Source organism: Acinetobacter sp. T63, assembly GCF_053852345.1.
Window position 1 is genome coordinate 2,249,755 of record NZ_CM132659.1, and the last position, 18,996, is coordinate 2,268,750.

General features: G+C 46.9%; 17 protein-coding genes and 1 tRNA gene. 3 read left to right on the forward strand and 15 right to left on the reverse strand.

Annotation, left to right across the window (positions count from 1 at the left end):
- Position 1: 1 nt before the first annotated feature.
- The 11 genes from nuoL to ndhC form a co-directional block, all read right to left on the reverse strand.
- Positions 2–1,897, reverse strand: coding sequence for an NADH-quinone oxidoreductase subunit L (gene nuoL / locus ACVLR6_RS10805; protein WP_005179621.1), 1,896 nt, complete (start codon positions 1,895–1,897; stop codon positions 2–4).
- On the reverse strand, positions 1,894–2,202 hold the full coding sequence (gene nuoK, locus ACVLR6_RS10810) for an NADH-quinone oxidoreductase subunit NuoK (RefSeq protein WP_005179622.1): 309 nt from the start codon (positions 2,200–2,202) through the stop codon (positions 1,894–1,896). Before nuoK ends, nuoL begins: the two co-directional genes overlap by 4 nt.
- Positions 2,202–2,720 carry an NADH-quinone oxidoreductase subunit J gene (nuoJ, locus tag ACVLR6_RS10815; protein ID WP_171065113.1) on the reverse strand — a complete coding sequence of 173 codons (519 nt, stop codon included), beginning with the start codon at positions 2,718–2,720 and terminating at the stop codon, positions 2,202–2,204. Before nuoJ ends, nuoK begins: the two co-directional genes overlap by 1 nt.
- Positions 2,720–3,262 (reverse strand): NADH-quinone oxidoreductase subunit NuoI, encoded by a 543-nt coding sequence (nuoI, locus tag ACVLR6_RS10820; protein ID WP_005179629.1) that lies wholly within the window; start codon positions 3,260–3,262, stop codon positions 2,720–2,722. The genes nuoJ and nuoI overlap by 1 nt, the downstream gene beginning before the upstream one ends.
- 16 nt (positions 3,263–3,278) lie before the next feature.
- Positions 3,279–4,280 carry an NADH-quinone oxidoreductase subunit NuoH gene (nuoH, locus tag ACVLR6_RS10825; RefSeq protein ID WP_005179637.1) on the reverse strand — a complete coding sequence of 334 codons (1,002 nt, stop codon included), beginning with the start codon at positions 4,278–4,280 and terminating at the stop codon, positions 3,279–3,281.
- Between the two features lie 3 nt (positions 4,281–4,283).
- Positions 4,284–6,962 carry an NADH-quinone oxidoreductase subunit NuoG gene (gene nuoG / locus ACVLR6_RS10830; protein ID WP_455995192.1) on the reverse strand — a complete coding sequence of 893 codons (2,679 nt, stop codon included), beginning with the start codon at positions 6,960–6,962 and terminating at the stop codon, positions 4,284–4,286.
- Between the two features lie 11 nt (positions 6,963–6,973).
- On the reverse strand, positions 6,974–8,305 hold the full coding sequence (gene nuoF, locus ACVLR6_RS10835) for an NADH-quinone oxidoreductase subunit NuoF (protein ID WP_005179643.1): 1,332 nt from the start codon (positions 8,303–8,305) through the stop codon (positions 6,974–6,976).
- Positions 8,302–8,811: an NADH-quinone oxidoreductase subunit NuoE gene (nuoE, locus tag ACVLR6_RS10840; RefSeq protein ID WP_005179645.1), complete on the reverse strand. Its 510-nt coding sequence runs from the start codon at positions 8,809–8,811 to the stop codon at positions 8,302–8,304. The genes nuoF and nuoE overlap by 4 nt, the downstream gene beginning before the upstream one ends.
- Before the next feature lie 14 nt (positions 8,812–8,825).
- A complete protein-coding gene (gene nuoC / locus ACVLR6_RS10845; RefSeq protein ID WP_005179647.1) occupies positions 8,826–10,613 on the reverse strand; it encodes an NADH-quinone oxidoreductase subunit C/D in 1,788 nt (595 codons plus the stop codon).
- A gap of 87 nt (positions 10,614–10,700) precedes the next feature.
- The gene (locus ACVLR6_RS10850) at positions 10,701–11,378 is read right to left on the reverse strand and encodes a NuoB/complex I 20 kDa subunit family protein (protein ID WP_005179652.1); all 678 of its coding nucleotides are present in this window, start codon (positions 11,376–11,378) and stop codon (positions 10,701–10,703) included.
- Positions 11,379–11,384: 6 nt separating this feature from the next.
- Entirely contained in the window at positions 11,385–11,930 is a 546-nt protein-coding gene (gene ndhC / locus ACVLR6_RS10855; RefSeq protein ID WP_005179655.1) for an NADH-quinone oxidoreductase subunit A, read from the reverse strand.
- A 470-nt stretch (positions 11,931–12,400) separates the two neighbouring features.
- Here ndhC and ACVLR6_RS10860 point away from each other — a divergent pair, with 470 nt between their 5' ends.
- A complete protein-coding gene (locus ACVLR6_RS10860) occupies positions 12,401–12,757 on the forward strand; it encodes a hypothetical protein (protein WP_005179658.1) in 357 nt (118 codons plus the stop codon).
- 36 nt (positions 12,758–12,793) lie between these two features.
- Here the strand turns inward: ACVLR6_RS10860 and ACVLR6_RS10865 are convergent, their stop codons facing one another.
- Entirely contained in the window at positions 12,794–13,702 is a 909-nt protein-coding gene (locus ACVLR6_RS10865; protein ID WP_005179661.1) for a farnesyl diphosphate synthase, read from the reverse strand.
- A gap of 207 nt (positions 13,703–13,909) precedes the next feature.
- Positions 13,910–15,100: a 2-methylaconitate cis-trans isomerase PrpF gene (gene prpF / locus ACVLR6_RS10870; RefSeq protein WP_168395425.1), complete on the reverse strand. Its 1,191-nt coding sequence runs from the start codon at positions 15,098–15,100 to the stop codon at positions 13,910–13,912.
- A 328-nt stretch (positions 15,101–15,428) separates the two neighbouring features.
- Here prpF and ACVLR6_RS10875 point away from each other — a divergent pair, with 328 nt between their 5' ends.
- On the forward strand, positions 15,429–16,784 hold the full coding sequence (locus ACVLR6_RS10875; protein WP_034597873.1) for an amino acid permease: 1,356 nt from the start codon (positions 15,429–15,431) through the stop codon (positions 16,782–16,784).
- A gap of 85 nt (positions 16,785–16,869) precedes the next feature.
- Positions 16,870–16,945, forward strand: a tRNA-Arg gene (locus ACVLR6_RS10880).
- A 105-nt stretch (positions 16,946–17,050) separates the two neighbouring features.
- Here the strand turns inward: ACVLR6_RS10880 and ACVLR6_RS10885 are convergent.
- Positions 17,051–17,827, reverse strand: coding sequence for an IclR family transcriptional regulator (locus ACVLR6_RS10885; protein ID WP_005179671.1), 777 nt, complete (start codon positions 17,825–17,827; stop codon positions 17,051–17,053).
- Between the two features lie 62 nt (positions 17,828–17,889).
- On the reverse strand, positions 17,890–18,957 hold the full coding sequence (locus tag ACVLR6_RS10890) for an RNA-guided endonuclease InsQ/TnpB family protein (protein ID WP_455995195.1): 1,068 nt from the start codon (positions 18,955–18,957) through the stop codon (positions 17,890–17,892).
- Positions 18,958–18,996: the final 39 nt, after the last annotated feature.

Below are 18,996 nucleotides of genomic sequence, written 5' to 3' on the forward strand. Positions count from 1 at the left end.
CTTATTTCCCCACGACCTGAGTCACGACCACGACCAGCAGTAAAACAACAACACCGAGGGCCATACTAGAGGCGTATTCGCGCAATGAACCGGTTTGACGTGAACTGGTAAAGCTGTTGCCTGCTTTAACAATTGCAGGAAGCACCAGCCACAAGCCATCAATCGGATCGCGACCTAAAATTTTAGCGATAAGCAGGTAAGGCTTCACGAATACGATGTCATACAACGCATCGAAACCAAGTGCATTACGGCAGATATTGGCCAGACCTGAACCCAGAGAAGTCTGAGCAAAGCCTTTCACGGCATTGTAAGCAAACGCAAACAGCACCACGCCAACAGCAAGACCTGCCAAAGCAACCCCAATCGCGATGTATTCAGCACCATGTGCACCGGCTTCAAGCGCTTCAGGAATAATGAAGGCTGGAATTTGTGCAGCATCCAGAATGCTCATCACTGGTGCTTTCAGCACAATCGCCAGACCCGTTGAAAGCACTGCCAGAATTGCTAGTGGAGCCCAGTAAGTAATGCCTTTGATTTCATGATAAGGCGTGTTTTCTTTGCCGAAGAATACTACCCAGATTAAACGGAAAGTATAAATAGACGTTAAGAACGCACCAGCAACACCCACCCAATACAGTGTATTGAAGACTGGTACGCCAGCTAAATGACTTTGTGTCCACACCGCGGCCAGAATCGCATCTTTAGAGAAGAAGCCGATGGTCAGGAATGGAATGGCTGCCAAGGCACCGCCACCAATCGCGAAACATGCAAACAGGAATTTGTTCTTGTAGAACAGACCACCCATCTTGAAGATGTTTTGTTCATGATGGTAAGCCAGAATCACCGCACCTGAAGACAAGAATAATAATGCCTTGAAGAATGCGTGAGTCAGCATGTGGAACAGACCTGCCTGGTACGCTTCAGCACCCACGGCCATAAACATATAACCGAGCTGACTCATGGTTGAGTAAGCCAGAATACGTTTGATGTCGGTTTGAACCAGCGCTGCAAAACCAGCCACCAGCAAGGTTACTGCACCGGTAATAGAAATGAAGATCATCACTTCTGGTGCAAGTTCAAATACGCTGAACATACGGCAGCATAGATAAACACCCGCAGTCACCATGGTTGCCGCGTGGATTAACGCAGATACTGGCGTCGGACCTGCCATCGCATCTGCCAACCAGGTTTGTAACGGGATTTGCGCAGATTTACCGGCAGCACCCAGGAACAACATTAAGGCTGTCCAGATGGTAATTGATGAGCTTTGGGTCATAACCGCAGCAGCATTCTCAACGATGTACTGTGTATTCAGGGTACCGAACTGTTGGTACAGTAAGAACAGTGCAATCAGCAGGAATACATCACCAACACGCGTTACGGTAAATGCTTTAATTGCAGCAAAACCGTTGGCCGGGTTCTGGTAGTAATAACCGATTAACAGGTAAGAACACAGACCTACACCTTCCCAACCCAAGAACAATAACGCCAGGTTATCGCCCAGTACCAGCAGTAACATGCTGGCTACGAACAGGTTGAAGTAAGAGAAGAAACGTGCAAAGTCTTCCTCACCACGCATATACCAAGATGCGAAGATGTGAATCAGGAAACCAACACCGGTAATCATGCCCATCATCAGCAACGATAAGCCGTCAAGCTGCAAGCTGATGCCTGGGGCAAAATCACCCACGCTAAACCACGTCCACAAATGCTGAACGTAAAGTTCTTTACCGTTATTGACAAAGTCAAGGCCGGCAATCAGGGCAAATAATGCCGATAGACCAACTGCCCCTACCCCGATAATCGCCGCAACTTTCTCAGGAAGATTGTGACGCCCTGCCGCTAATAAAATAAAACCGATTAGCGGGAACAAAATTGTTAAATATAAATAACTCATCCGCGCATCTCACTAGCAGCATCCACATCCAGGTGATGGAAGCGATGATAGAACTGAAGGACGATCGCAAGACCGATACACGCCTCTGCCGCAGCCAGCGTCAGAATCAAGATGAACATGATCTGGCCATCTGGTTGTACCCAGGCACTACCCGCCAGAACGAACGCAAGTGCTGCTGCGTTCATCATGATTTCAAGGCTCATTAAAATGAATAACAGGTTGCGTCGCACCATTACACCGTAAAAACCCAGTGCAAAAAGAATGGTTGCAACGATCAAACCATGTTCTAAAGGGATGTTGCCCATTATTGTTTTTCCTCTTCTGCACCTGGTTCACGTTTACCTAAGTGGAATGCTGCAACCAGGGCTGCTAGCAATAACATCGCGGCAACTTCAACCAATAATAAATAGTGAGTAAAGAGTGCTTGACCGACTTCTTTAGGACCAACAATTTCGGTTCCCATGACAGCTGGCGTGCTGGAGTAATCAGATGCAAGCATCCATACCAGAACCAGACCCATCAAGAAGCTCATTAATGCTGGATATGCCCATGCAGATGAGTTGAGCCATTTGCTCTCTTGTTCAACAGTTTGCTGACCCAAGTTCAACATCATCACCACGAACACGAATAACACCATGATCGCGCCGGCATACACAATAATTTCCAGGGCACCGGCAAACGGTGCACCCACAATCATGAACATCCCTGCAACTGCAAGTAATGACACGATCAAGCTCAGTAACGCATGTACTGGGTTCGTGTTGGTGACAACACGAACAGTAGAGATAATGGCCACGAGTGCCATCAAATAAAACGGCCACATCATGGTAATAGACTCCGTACATCAACAGGTGCACTTTCTTTTTGTGCTTGACCTTTGTCTTTACCTGTAACTGCCATACCGGTTACACGGTAGAAGTTATAGTCAGGATATTTACCCGGACCTGAAATCAGCAAGTGTTCTTTTTCATAGACCAGGTCCTGACGAACATATTCACCCAATTCAAAGTCTGGTGTCAGCTGAATTGCGGTTGTCGGGCAGGCTTCTTCACACATACCGCAGAAGATACAGCGAGAGAAGTTGATACGGAAAAATTCCGGATACCAACGACCATCTTCCTGCTCTGCTTTTTGCAGTGAAATACAGCCCACTGGACACGCAACGGCACACAGGTTACAGGCAACGCAGCGCTCTTCGCCATCTGGGTCACGTGTAAGCACGATACGACCACGGAAACGCGGTGGTACGATTTCTTCGGCTGGCACTTCCGGATATAAAATGGTGTCACGTTTGCGGGTTGCGTGGCTGAACACCATCCACAACGAGCGCACGATTGACCCAAATCCAGCTAGAAACTTATACATTTTGTTCTCCCTGCCCTTACCACAAGATAACCGCGCCAGTAACCAGCAGGTTCACCAACGCTAATGGCAAGCAAATTTTCCAGCCAAAGTTCATTACCTGGTCATAACGTGGACGCATTAAAGAACCACGTGCCAGAACGAACATCATTACAAAGAATGCTGTTTTGATAATGAACCAGAATGCTGGAGGTAAGAAATCAAGTCCGAATGGCGCTAACCAGCCACCGAAGAATAACGTCACGATCAGCGCAGAGATCAGCACCACGTTGACGTATTCCGCAACGAAGAACATCCCCCATTTCATACCGCCGTATTCAACGTGATAACCTTCTGCCAATTCCTGTTCTGCTTCTGGTTGGTCAAACGGGTGACGGTGCGTTACCGCAACACCTGCAACCACGAAAATCAAGAAGCCCAAGAACTGAGGAATTACAAACCAGACATCTTGTTGTGCTTCTACAATTTCACGCATGTTGAATGAGCCGGCAATTGCCACCACACCCATCAGGGAAATACCCAGGAACACTTCATAAGAAATGGTTTGCGCTGCAGAACGTAGACCACCCAGCAATGCATATTTGTTATTTGATGACCAGCCACCAAACAGTACCGCATAGACTGCAATACCCGCCATTGCCATAAAGAACAGCAGGCCGATGCTCATGTCTGCCACACCTAAATACGGTGATACAGGAATAACCATGAACGACAGTACCGCAGTTGCCATTGCAACTGCAGGTGCCATACGGAAAGTCAGCTTGTCAGCGAATTTTGGTGTCCAGTCTTCTTTGAACATGATTTTCAGCATGTCGGCGACAATCTGGAACATACCGCCCGGACCTACACGGTTCGGACCATAACGGTCTTGCCATAAACCGAGCAGACGACGCTCGATAAATGACATTAATGCTGCAACCAGTACCACAACCAGCAAGATCACAATCGCTTGAATGACTGAATAGGCAATTGGCCAGTTCTCAGCCCAAAGCGGTGTTTGACGCATTAATTCTTGTTCCATGAATTATACTCCTACCGCGACTGACACAGGCTCAGCAAGAGATACCGTCGGTGCTAGACCAATTGGGTAACCAATATAACCTGTAGGTAAATATTCAATCACTTGAACTGGAAGAACAATTGAAGTCTCGCCTGCTTTCACAGTGATCTTCTGACCATCTTTCAGGTTCAAACGGCTTGCATCCTGTTCACCCACGGCAAACATGGCTTCAGGAATACGTGATTCCATCGCTGGTGTTTTAATGGTGAATTCACCTGACGCAAAAATATGATGCATTGGCACCAAACGGAAGCTGTCCGGATTGGCCAATACAGGGCTTGGTGCTACGAAGCTACGTGCTGGACGTTTTGGTAAACGGTCGAATAAACGTACGCCTGAATCACCACCTTTTAAGTGACCGCCCACGTTGTCCTGGAATTTGTTCCAGGCCTGTGGCGAGTTCCAGCCTGCAGACCACGCAAATGGCACCAGTGCAGATGGCGTCTGATTACCGACATAACCTTCCATCGAGAAAGTTAATGCAGAATCGACATCGGTCGGCTGTTTTGGTTCGTGAATCGAAAGCGGTGCACGAATGGCAGTACGGCCTGAGTAACGACGTGGTTCACGTGCCACTTTCAGACCATGGACACGGAAGCCCGCATCTGGTGCAACGTCTAAAATACCTTCTAATGCCGGTACGTTTTTCGCTACAGACTCGATCACATCATCCAGCAAGGTCCATGAAATCGCTTTACCTTTCATGCCAGTTTCAAGGGCATGTAACCAGCGCCAAGATTCTTTAATCGCCAGTTCCGGCTTGTAGTAGCTTGGGTCATACACTTGGTAGAAACGCTGTGCACGGCCTTCTTGCGAGACTACAGTACCATCACCTTCAGCGAAGCTTGCTGCTGAAAGTACGATGTCTGCTTTCGCTACAGTCGCAGTTTCAGAGTGATCCATCACAATAATGTATTTACCTGCAAGTGCAGCATCGACCTGAGCCGCTGGTAAACGACGGTAAAGGTCATTTTCCACCACAATCACGGTGTCATAGTCTTGTGCAAAGGCTTGCTCCAAGCTCTGACCACCAAAGATCGCCAAGCCCATTGAGTTCACTTCAGGAACAGTCAATGTTAAGCCTGCATTACCAAGGTTTTGAGCCACTTGAGCCGCAGCTTCCATGATGGCAGCGTCTTGTAAGCTTGTACCAGAGATGATTAAAGGCTTCTTCGCCGCTTTTAAGGTATCTGCGATGGTTTGCGCAAATGCTTTGGCATCGTCATCTAAACCGGTAATCACTTCGCCTTTTACGCCAGCTGCAATAGCAAAGCCTAAACGCGCGATGTCATTTGGAGATGCAACCACTTCACCAGTTGCTACATCTGCTAGACGGGTTTGTGTTGCAGCCAGAATGTAAATCGGAGATTTCGCATCTTGCGCAATACGTTGTACTGGTTCAGCCAGCCATTCTTGAGTACGACGCTCTGCCGCCATTTCTTTGGCTTTGTTTTTCGCCGCTTGACGAACAGATAAAGCCATACGTGGTGCAGTTTGTGTCAGGTCTTCACCCAGAATTAACACGGCGTCATAGCTTTCAATTTCACGCATACCCGGGTTGTAAACACCTTCGGTTTGCATGATTGATGCCGCCAGTTCCACCAGACTTTGCTCTTTTTGCGACATACCGGTTGAGTAGTTGTCCTGACCAACCAGTTCGCGCAGTGCAAAGTTCGATTCAAGTGATGCACGTGGCGAACCAATACCCAGCACTTTTTTGCCTTGAAGATTCTCAATCACGGTGTCTAATGCCTGATCGACAGACACAGTCGTGACATTTTGACCATCACGGAATTGTGGCTGACGCGGACGATCTTCACGGTTCACATAACCGGTACCGAAACGGCCTTTGTCACACAGGAAGTACTGGTTCACTTCACCGTTGAAACGGTTTTCTACACGACGCAGTTCACCATAACGCTCACCTGGAGAAATGTTACAGCCTGAAGAACAGCCTTGGCATACGCTAGGCGCATACTGCATGTCCCACTTACGGTTGTAGCGCGCAGAGTGAGTTTTGTCGGTGAATACACCTGTTGGGCAGACTTCAGTCAGGTTACCCGAGAATTCAGATTCTAAAGTCCCTGATTCTGGACGACCGAAGTACACACGTGATGCGTTGGCATACACGCCAAAGTCGGTACCGCCAGCATAGTCTTTGTAGTAACGCACACAACGGTAACAGGCGATACAGCGGTTCATCTCGTGCGCAATAAACGAACCCAGTTCCTGGTTGTAATGCGTACGCTTGGTGAAACGGTAACGACGACGGTCGTGTTGCGTCATTACAGTCATATCCTGTAAATGACAGTGACCACCTTCTTCACAGACCGGACAGTCGTGCGGGTGGTTGGTCATCAAGAATTCAACAACAGAAGCACGGAAATCTTTTGCTTCTTTGTCTTCAATCGAGATGTAGGTATTGTCAGCAGCAGGCGTCATACATGACATGACCAGACGACCACGCGTATCTTCAGGATTCGCGTATTGCGTCACAGCACATTGACGGCAAGAACCGACAGAACCTAAGGATGGATGCCAACAAAAATATGGGATGTCGATGCCAAGGCTTAAACAAGCTTGCAGCAAGTTTTCTGAGCCGTTGACTTCATACGATTTTCCATCGACATGAATTGTAGCCATAGTCGAATTCCTTAAGCTTGTTCTACGTTGCTGGTCTGAGCTGCGGCATTCACCACTTTCGCTTCAAACTCGCCACGGAAATATTTGAGTGCGCCCATTAACGGTTCCATCGCACCTGGTGCGTGTGCACAGAAAGTTTTACCAATCCAAAGCTTACGGGTCAGTTCCTGTAAGTGATCGATGTCTTCTTTCGTACCCGTACCATCTTCGAGTGCTTTCAGTGCTTTCACCGCCCACGGTAAACCATCACGGCAAGGTGTACACCAGCCACATGATTCACGCGCAAAGAATTCTTCTAAGTTACGGGTTGCTGAAACCATACATTGGGTTTCATCGACTACCATCAGCAGACAGGTACCTAAACGTGAACCCGCTTTCATGATGCTTTCTGCATCCATTGGCAGGTCAATGTGCTCAGCAGCAAGGAAGTCTGTTGATGCACCACCTGGTAACCATGCTTTCAGCTTCAGGCCGTCACGCATACCACCGGCATGTTCTTCAATCACTTCACGTGCAGTGGTACCAAAAGGCAGTTCCCAAAGACCCGGGAATTTCACCTTACCTGATGCACCGTAAATTTTCGTACCTGGATCTTTAGATTTACCCGCAGACAGGTTGATGTACCACTCAGGACCACGTAACAAAATAGCTGGCAAGTTGTTGTAGGTTTCTACGTTGTTGACAATCGTAGGACGACCCCACGCCCCTGCAACTTGCGGGAATGGCGGTTTGGTACGCGGATTGGCACGGCGACCTTCCAGCGAGTTAATCAGTGCGGTTTCTTCACCACAGATATAACGGCCCGCGCCGGTGTGTACATACAGCTCGAAGTTCCAGCCAGAACCCAGGATGTTGTCGCCCAGGTAACCTTTGGCACGAATCTGCTCAATTGCTTCATTTAAGTATTGTGCAGCTTCGATGTACTCACCACGGATAAAGATATAGCCGTGAGTCGCTTCCAGTGTATAAGCCGCAATTAGCATGCCTTCAATCAATTGATGTGGAAGTTTTTCCATCAACAAACGGTCTTTGAAGGTACCCGGTTCCATTTCGTCGGCATTACAGATCAGGTAACGTGGACCTGAATTGTCGTTTGGCGCCATCAGCGACCATTTGATGCCTGCCGGGAAGCCTGCACCACCACGACCTTTAACGGTTGCAGCTTTCACCACATCCAGCACTTCGGCCGGTGTCATGCTAATGGCTTTTTTGAAGCCGGCATAACCATCAAGCGCTTCGTAATCATCTGCATTACGAACATGCTCTTGTTTACTCAAACGCCAAGTTAATGGATGAGTTTCTGGGTTACCGTCGCCATAAATTGGTTTTGGTTCGGTATTCATACATACTTCTCCAATAACTGTTTAATTGATGTCACTTCAACCAGACCGTGAGTATCTTCATCAATCATTAACGTTGGACCTTTGTCACAGTTGCCCAGACAGCAGATTGGCAGCAAAGTGAAACGACCATCTGCAGTCGTTTGACCAAACTGAATGCCAAGCTCGCGCTGGAACGCTTCTGCCAAAGTTTCCGCCCCCATCAAGAAGCACGCGATAGAGTCACACAGAAGAATAACGTGACGACCTACCGGTTGACGGTAAATACGGTTATAGAACGTTGCTACCCCTTCTAAATCAGCAACACTGATTGAAAGCAGTTGAGCAATCGCATTGAGCTGTGCGTCATCAATCCAGCCATTACGGCGTTGTACACACTTCAGCGCATCCAGAGATGCCGCACGTGGGTACGGATAGTGACCAATGTGATGTTCGATTTCGTGGATTTCATCTGCAGTTAAAATCCCTTCAACATTCACACGTGGCTTTTTATCAGTCAAAATCATCATAATGCGTTTACCCCTTAGCGATCCACGTCAGCCATTACGACATCAATTGTCGCTAAATAAATGATCAAGTCAGAGACCAGACTGCCGTTAATCACCGAAGGAATTTGCTGTAAGTGCGTGAAGGTTGGTGTACGGATACGGGTACGATAACTCATGGTTGACTTGTCTGAAGTCAAGTAGTAGTTCGACGCCCCTTTCACCACTTCTGCCATTACAGATGCTTCACCTGCCGGCATGACAGGACCCCAAGACACGCTCAAGAAGTGCGTAATCAGGGTTTCAATATCTTGTAATGTCTTGTCTTTTGGTGGTGGAACAGCCAGAGGATGATCCGCTTTATATGGACCAGATGGCATGTTATCCAAGCACTGCTTGATGATTTTTAAAGACTGTTCGATTTCGCGGTAGTGAACGATGACACGCGCATAGGCATCACCTTCGTACTCCACCGGCACTTCGAAGTCATAGTTTTCATAGCCGCTGTATGGACGGTATTTACGTACGTCAAAGTCGATACCTGTTGCACGTAAACCGGTACCTGTCACACCCCAGGCCAATGCAGATTTTGCATCGTACTGCGCTACATTGCGGGTACGGCCTTCAAACACCGAGTTTTTCAGCGCTGCAGTGTGGTATTCCTTCAGACGTTTTGGCATCCACTCCAGAATCTCGCGGATCAGGTGCTGCCAGTTGTTTGGAAGGTCATGCGCGGTACCACCAATACGGAACCAGGCTGGGTGCATACGGTAACCGGTGATCGCTTCAATCGCATCATAAATCTTCTGACGGTCGGCGAACATATAGAATACTGGGGTCATACCGCCGGCATCCTGAATTGCTGTACCGATATAAAGCAAGTGGTTATTGATACGGAACAGTTCCGACATCATCACACGGATACATTGTGCACGCTCTGGCACCTGAATACCGGCCAGCTGCTCCACACCCATCACATACGGCATGTTTTGCGCACAACCACCGAGGTAGTCGACACGGTCGGTATACGGAATGAATGAGTGCCAGGTTTGACGCTCAGCCATTTTTTCCACACCACGGTGGTGGTAGCCGATGTCGGGTACACAGTCTTTTACTTCTTCACCATCCAGCTGCAAGATGACACGGAACGCACCGTGCGCAGATGGGTGGTTAGGACCTAAGTTCAGGAACATGAAGTCTTCGTCTTCGTTACCACGGGTCAGACCCCAGTCTTCCGGTACAAAACGTAAGTGTTCCTGTTCAAAATCCTGCTTGGCCTGGTTCTGCATATACGGGGTATATTCAGTGGCACGTGCAGAATATTCCTTGCGCAGCGGGTGACCTTCCCAATAGGTTGGCAGCAAGATACGACGGAGCATTGGATGCCCTTCGAAGTTAATGCCGAACATATCGTAAGCTTCACGCTCGTACCAGTTGGCATTTGGCCAGATATTGGTCGCAGTCGGAATATTCAGATCGTTCTCATTTAGCGCAACTTTGACACGGATATCGCTGTTACGTTCTAACGACAACAGGTGATAGAACACGGTAAAGTCAGATGCAGGCAATCCGTCGCGGTGCGTACGTAAACGCTCATCTACCGCAGACAGGTCAAACAGCATCACGTATGGACGTGACACTGTACGCAAGAACATCAAGACTTCTTGTACGCGTGCGCGCTCAACCCAGACCGTTGGAAAATCTTCAAAAGTCGTTTGCACATAGAAGTTCTCACCAAATTTGGTTTTGAGCTCTTCTACAATTGCAAATGCTGGGCGGGAATCAACTGCTGTTGATTCTGGCATAGCAATGTCAGTTTCAGCCATTGGCTTGGCTTCCTATTTAATACAAATTCAGTCAACCTAAACGACAACTACACCCATAACGGGTGCACCACGATTTTGTCGCTTAAATTATTTAATTTCATCCATAGAGCGCAGGTTTTTCACCGCAATACGCTGTGCTTGCTTACGGTCACGTTCTGGCATCATCTTTGGCTTATACACTGGCTTAAGATCATCACCAATCACCGCAGACAGCGGACGGCGCTCTAATTGAATTTGGTCTTGCAACAACATTAATGCCTGAATTAAGGCTTCAGGACGTGGTGGGCAACCTGGGATATACACATCGACAGGAATGATTTTATCCACACCTTGTACAACCGAATAAATATCGTACATACCGCCTGAGTTTGCACATGCACCCATTGAGATGACCCATTTTGGCTCAAGCATTTGCTCGTACAAACGCTGGATTACTGGGGCCATTTTCACGAAACAGGTACCGGCGACAATCATGAGGTCGGCCTGACGAGGTGAAGCACGAATAACCTCGGCACCAAAACGTGACAAGTCATGCACGCCGGTTAAAGTCGTTGCATACTCTACGTAGCAGCAAGATGTACCAAAGTTAAACGGCCAAACTGAGTTCTTACGCCCCCAGTTTACTGCTGTATGTGCCAAGTCTTCTAAACGAGTCATGAACACATTTTTATTCACTTCTTCTTCAAGCGGATCTGTAACGATCTGGCGCTCCTGAAGTGGATATTGATCAGCATCCGGATTCGCACGGGTTAAGGTATATTTCATCCCGAGTTACTCCTTATCAGATGATATAGCCTGTGATTTTTTCACATGACCAGCAGATTGAGCAGGAATTTGACCAGTAGGGTCGATTACCAGCTCTTCAATTGAGTTAAAGCGGGTAATTTCTGCAAGATCCATATTTGGTGAACCGATTTTAGGTTTAATCCCTGCAGCTTTACGTTTGTCAGATGGAGCCCAGTTCAGTGCACCGGTTGACAGTTCGTAAATCAAACCAACGAGTAAAACTAAAATAAATACAGCAGCAGTTGCAAAACCAACCCAGCCTACTTCACGAACAGAAGCTGCCCATGCGTAGAGATAGAGGGCTTCTAAGTCGAACACAACGAAGAAAATCGCAACTAAATAGAACTTGGCAGACAAGCGAATGCGTGCACCACCTGCACTCACAACACCTGACTCAAACTGCTCCTGCTTGGCACGGCCCCATGATTTACCCCCTAGGAGTAACGGGACAGTGAGCATAAAGACGCATAAAAATGTAACGCCGATCACGAAGGCAATAATTGCCCATTCGTATGGAGTAATGGCACTCATGCGGGGATAACTCCTGGCAGGCCTATTTATTAACAAAGAATGTATGTATTGGCCTTCAAATACACCAAACACAAAATTAATCCCGCCAATTGTACCTGATTTATGATTTCACTTGCTAGCTTATAAGCCTTAGTCTTTCGGATGATTTTTCCGCGAAACAAATGCCAGAGCACCATTCTGTTGGCCCCTACAGGCCATAATCGCTTTACTAAATCAAGATATGTTTATTTATTAATTTTTCCAAAATTTTGCGTGAGTCGCTGCTATTGATCACTAAATTTGCAATGGCCAATCCTGCCAGCCGTATTCGGCTTCATTTACACCGAATTAAAATGATGATCTTATTCTGCGCCTGAATGCCGGCGTGATTTGTATATTTTTGCAATTTAAAGCGCTTAAGGCTTCATCAATCTGAAGGCTTATGGTATTCCTAAGAAGAACTATAAATTTCAATAATAAGGAGTACATACATGAGCTTAAAATTTACCCATCATCCTGAGTACTTTCTCTTTGCCCAGCTAATTATGCGTCATATTGAAAATTATATTGAGAAACATCCAGACGCGAACAATGCCATTTTCGATTTACGTGATATTTACGAGCTGTTCCGTCAGGACAAAGCCTCAGCCAGTATTAACCTCGATGGTATTTTAAATATTGCTGATGAGTACACGGTGGATACCCTGGACGGTGACCAGAAACTGATTAGCCGCTACAGTATTGATGCCAAAGACAATAAGCTGCTGTTTGACTTTAATCAGGCTGCACTGGAAGGCCTTAAGAAAGGCAAAGCCCTGATTGCTCCGGATGCCAAAATCCAGGAATAAAACAAAAAAGCGTGTTTTGACAACACGCTTTTTTAATTAACTTTTACGTTGCCATAAAAATTGTGAAATGGCTCTTAATGCGGCGGCATCTTCAGCAAAATAGTCTAGCGCCTGCAAAGCCTGATCATGCAAATCTGTGGCATAAGCCTGTGCCTGCTCCAGCCCCATCAATGCCGGATAGGTCGATTTCTCCACCTGCTCATCCTTACCGGCAGTTTTTCCTAACACTTCAGTATCAGAAATAATATCCAGAATATCGTCCTGGACCTGGAAGGCCAGACCAATCACCTGCCCATATTCACGCAGTTGTGGAATCGCGCGATCAGTACCCTCAAAAATCGCTACTGCAGCCATCATAATCGCCGCAGAAATTAAAGCACCGGTTTTATTGCGATGAATCGTTTCTAACGCAGCCTGATCGACCTGCTTGCCTTCGGCCTGTAAATCCAGCACCTGTCCGCATACCATCTTGGAAGACGCGGTCGCCAGAATCTGCATCTGCTTTAGCACAATTGTCGCATCTACTGCCGCACCCTGATCAAACAAACGGCTGCCCAATACCTCAAAGGCCATTGACTGCAAAATATCACCCGCCAACAGTGCAGTATCTTCACCAAAGGCGGCATGACAGGTCGGCTGGCCACGGCGCAGCAAATCATTGTCCATACAAGGCAAATCATCATGCGCCAGCGAATAGCAGTGAATCAGCTCAATCGCCACCGCCGCACGGCGCACTGCCGCCATATTGGTATTCGGTTTTAAGGCTGCTGTGGCATAACACAAGGCCGGACGCACGCGTTTTCCACCCAGCATCACCGCGTGATAGACCGCCCCTTTTAAAGGCTCAGGAATGGCAAAAGCGTCTAAGGCTGTCAATAAATCTTGTTGGATACGTTGTTGCGCTTCAGTCAACACTGTTACAGGGACGTCAGTGAGAGATGACACATTTGCCTCGAATTGGTTGTTCTATAAGATTGTTAGCCGTCACTGGCCAACCCCTGTCCGCATTGTACCTCTAATTTAAGTTTTTTTAAGCCTTAACTACAGACAAGCGGATATTTCAATTTTTCAGCTTTCAATCTCAACCCATAAAAAAACGCCCCTATTGAACATAGAGGCGAATTCATTAATTCAGGCAAGATAAAGTCAGCGTTATTCCAGCACCTCGGCCGGTACACGTACCCAGCCTTCCATCAGCACCCGCGCACTACGGCTCATCACCGCTTTTTTCACCTGCCACTGACCGTTTTCCTGTACCGCTTGCGCGCCGACGCGTAAAGTCCCGGAAGGATGGCCAAAACGCACCGCTTCACGCTCGCCACCACCAGCAGCCAGATTCACCAAGCTCCCCGGCACGGCAGCAGCTGTCCCAATGGCCACCGCAGCAGTGCCCATCATGGCATGATGCAGTTTACCCATCGACAAGGCACGCACCAGCAAATCGACATCTTCAGCCTGAATATTTTTACCACTTGATGCAGTATAGTTCTGTGGACGCGCAACAAAAGCAATTTTTGGAGTATGCTGACGTTTTGCTGCTTCCGCTACATCATCAATTAGCCCCATCTGCTTGGCACCATAAGCCCGGATTTTTTCAAAACGCGCCAGCGCCTCCGGATTACTATTAATGTCATCCTGCAATTCGGTACCGCTATAGCCAATTTCATCGGCATTTAAAAAGATGGTCGGAATACCGGCATTAATAAAAGTCGCCTGAAAAGTCCCGACATCTGGTACCACAAAGGTATCCACCACATTGCCAGTCGGAAACATGGCCCCGCCCTCTTCGCCATCATCGGCCGGATCTAAAAATTCAATTTGTACTTCTGCTGCCGGAAAAGTCACACCATCCAGCTCAAAATCACCGGTTTCCTGCACCTGACCATTGGTGATTGGCACATGCGCGATAATGGTTTTCTGAATATTTTTCTGCCAGATGCGTACGGTACACAGACCGTTTTCCGGAATTTTATCGGCATCCACCAAGCCCTGACTGATGGCAAAGGCACCCACCGCAGCAGTCAGGTTGCCACAGTTACCACTCCAGTCCACAAAAGGCTGATCAATTGCCACCTGACCAAATAGATAATCGACATCATGCTCCGGCTGGCTGCTTTTGGCCAGAATCACGGTTTTACTGGTACTGGAAGTGGCGCCGCCCATGCCATCAATCTGCTTGCCATAAGGGTCCGGGCTGCCAATGACCCGTAGCAGTAGCTGATCACGAATTTTTCCAGGCACTTGCGCTTCGACTGGTAAGTCATCTAATTTGAAAAAGACACCTTTACTAGTACCGCCACGCATATAGGTGGCTGCAATTTTAATTTGTGGAGCGCAGCGCATTCTTATCTAATCCTTTGATTTTTCGTTGTATTACATAATCCAAAGCAAGGTTTTTGCTTGCTTTAAATGATAACGTCTTTTGCTTAAAAAATCAGGCGAACTGGACTTAAGTATAAAATTTACCCAAATCTTGGGCTGTAGACTTGAAATTTTCAAGCCTAAAAAAATATAGCCAATAAAATTAATATCTTGATTCAATTATTGTTTCAACAAAATGACCATTTTTCGATTTTATGAGCTGTTCTGAAGCGACTGGTGATCTACTAGGCTAATTTGCAACTATCTATTACAATCGAGCCACTTATTATACATTGTCGGGCTGAACACTTTGAACAACGAGTCTTCTCAACTTCAGCGTGGCTTAAAGAACCGTCATATCCAACTCATCGCCATGGGCGGCGCGATTGGTACTGGCTTATTCTTAGGTTCCGCTCAAGTCATCCAATCCGCAGGTCCCTCTATTATTTTAGGCTATGCGATTGGGGGTTTGATTGCATTTTTAATTATGCGCCAACTGGGCGAAATGATTGTTCATGAACCGGTTGCAGGTTCTTTCAGCCATTTTGCTTATCGCTATTGGGGGAAATTCCCTGGCTTCCTGGCCGGCTGGAATTACTGGATTTTATATATTCTGGTCGCCATGACCGAACTCACCGCTGTCGCCAAATATATTAACTACTGGTGGCCGCATATTCCGGCCTGGTCCTCGGTCCTGTTTTTCTTTATTGTCATTACCCTGATCAACCTCGGCAATGTAAAATTTTATGGGGAATCAGAATTCTGGCTGGCAATTATTAAAGTGGCTGCAGTAGTATCGATGATCATTTTTGGTCTGTACCTCCTGTTGACCGCAGATGCCAACTCGACTGCTTCATTTAGCAACCTCTGGAGCCATGGCGGATTCTTCCCGCACGGCTTTGAAGGCTTATTCTTCATGCTGGCCTTCCTGATGTTTGCCTTTGGCGGGATCGAGCTAATTGGTATGGCAGCAGCAGAAGCGCAGGATCCGAAAAAGACCATTCCCAAAGCCATCAATCAGGTGGTGTTCCGTATCCTGATTTTCTATGTTGGTTCATTGACGATTTTACTGTCGTTAGTGCCATGGAATCAGCTGGAACTGGGCGGTCTGGATAAAAGCCCATTCGTGATGATCTTTAGCCAGTTAGGCATTGGCTGGGCGGCACATCTGCTGAACTTTATTATTTTAACGGCGGCGCTGTCGGTTTATAACAGTGGTATGTATGCCAATAGCCGGATGCTGTTCGGTCTGGCCCAACAAGGCAATGCGCCAAAAGTATTCCTGAAAGTGAACAAGCAAGGCGTGCCAATTCCTGCGGTGCTGTTCTCTGCCCTGCTGATTTTTGGCTGTGTATTGTTGAACTACTTTGTACCGGAAGATGCTTTAAGCCACCTGATTTATATTGTGGTCGGTGCCTTGGTACTGAACTGGGCCATGATTACCCTGACTCACCTGAAGTTTATTCAGGCCATGAAAAACTCAGGTCAAACCACCTCTTTCCCTGCACTGTGGTCACCTGTGGGTAACGTGATTGTGCTGCTGTTTATTGCCACCATCCTGTACATTATGTGGACCCAAGGCTTTAGCGAATCGGTGTATATGATTCCGGTCTGGATTGTGCTGATGTGGGGTCTGTTTAAATTGCTAAAACAAAAAAACAGCTAAGTTATTTTTACTGACAAAAGAAAAAGTTATTACTTCGGTAATAACTTTTTTTTCAGCTTTTTTTCAGCTAAATTAAGGGTGTTTTGTGCCCTTAGCTTAACTGGATAGAGCAGTTGCCTCCTAAGCGACCGGCGTGGGTTCGAGTCCCGCAGGGCACACCATCGTATCTATAAAAAAGGAAGGCGCATCTCCTTCCTTTTTTATCTTCAGCACTTCACCGAGATGAAGCAACTCGCGTAGCTGCCTTGGCGAATTCCCCCACCATTTTAAATCGGCTGTAACTGTGCGCTTAAACGTGCTGCCATCTCTCTTAAATACTGGATTTTTGGATGCTGCATATCCAGCGGCAAATCCGAAGCAGTGCCCAACACCGAAATCGCATATTCAATTTCATGGTGCTGATTTAATACCGGCACACAAATCGCATGAATTCCGGCCAGCAAATCGCCTGCGACAGTGGCCACACCTTCACTTAGAATCTGCTGTTTTAAAGTTAAAAATTCATCCCAGTTCTGCGGATAGACCACTTTCTGCTGTGCCTGATGCTGCTGCCATTCTTTTTCCAGCAAAGGTCGCACCAATGCTTCCGGCATAAACGCAGCATAAGCCCGGCCGGTGGCCGAATTCAGCATCGGCATGATCGAACCGACACGGGTAATTACCGAAACTGGCTGATTCGGCTCCAGCCACTGTACAATCAGTGGGCCTTGCGTCGTCCATTTGCTAATCTGCAATCCACAATCCAAATGCCGGTGCAGTTCATTAATCTGTGCCTGTGCCGCCTGCAGACTGTCACTGCGCTGGATACAGCTCAGACCAAAACGATAAGCCTGATCGCCCAGTGCATAACGACCATCTTCCAGCTGCTTGGCATAATTCATACGTACCAGACTGACCATATAACGGTGCACCTTGGCCGGATGCATGGCCAGTTTTTCAGATAAATCTTTGAGCATGACCGGATGACGATAGGTCATCAGCGCATCCAGCACGGTTAAACCCACCTCTAAAGATTGCACGCCCACCTGATTCTTTTCTGACATAAGAATTTTACTCTCCTGTAAACACCGAGCATTTTAGCGTGCTGTTCTGATTTTTGACATCCTCACCCACCTGAAAGGAGGGTGATTCCTACTGCTAGACGCTTATGCCCAAGCGCAAGTATGTTCTTGGCGGAGTTTAAATCGCGTTGATTTACACTTCCGCATTCACATTCCCATACTCTTATTCGCAAATCTGCTCTATCTTTCGGACTGCTTGCGGTGATTGCACCGCAGCTCGAACAGGTTTGGGTTGTGAATCTCTCATTGACTTCCTCAAACATGACCCCTGCGTTCTCGCATTTATACTTGAGCATGGTTTTGAGTGCTGAAAATCCTGTATCTAAAACAGATTTCGCCATTTTAGTTTTTACAAGTTTGTTCGCACTTAGATCACCAACGACAATCAGTGCATTGTCTTTCACCAGCTGGGTGCTAGCCTTGTGCAAATGGTCTTTACGACAGTTTGCAATTTTGGCGTGTAATGCACGGACACGCTTTTTATTTCTCGCTCTCTGAGCAATCCCTAATTTCTGTTCATATTGATGGTAGAACTTGGGATTGGAAATGATCGTACCATCTGAACAAGTAGCAATATCTTTTAAGCCTAGATCAATGCCCACGGCTTTTGTGGCGGTAGGTTTGTCTTGTTTGGGTGAATCAACCACTAAGCAGACATACCAACGTCCACGACTATCCTCTACAAATGAGCCTGTTTTAATGCTGTATTTCGATAATCCGTAACTATCCCATAGCTTAAATTGATGCTTGTCATACTGAACGTATCCATCGGCGTATTTAATAGCGACCTTTTTAAAGGGTATCCAACCCAGTGATCTTCTTGCTGATTTCTTATTACTGACACGCCATCTCAATTTTGATTTTTTGAACTGTTTTCTGCGAGTGACCAATTCTTCTGTTACAGCCTGAATGGTTTGGCTATGAAGATTACATTCCTTTGATGCGCCTTTCGTGTATTTAGCAATATCGTATGCTGAAAAGAATTGTTGTTTGCGCTGTAGGTGTTTGAAACACAAATCATTGACATAGTTCCAGACAAAATTAACTTCAGATGCCAATTGGTCTAGCACCTTACAATGTTTGTCTTTTATACGTAATTTAAGTGTTTTCATGGGCTTATATTAGCTCATATCAGACTTAAAATATTGTTT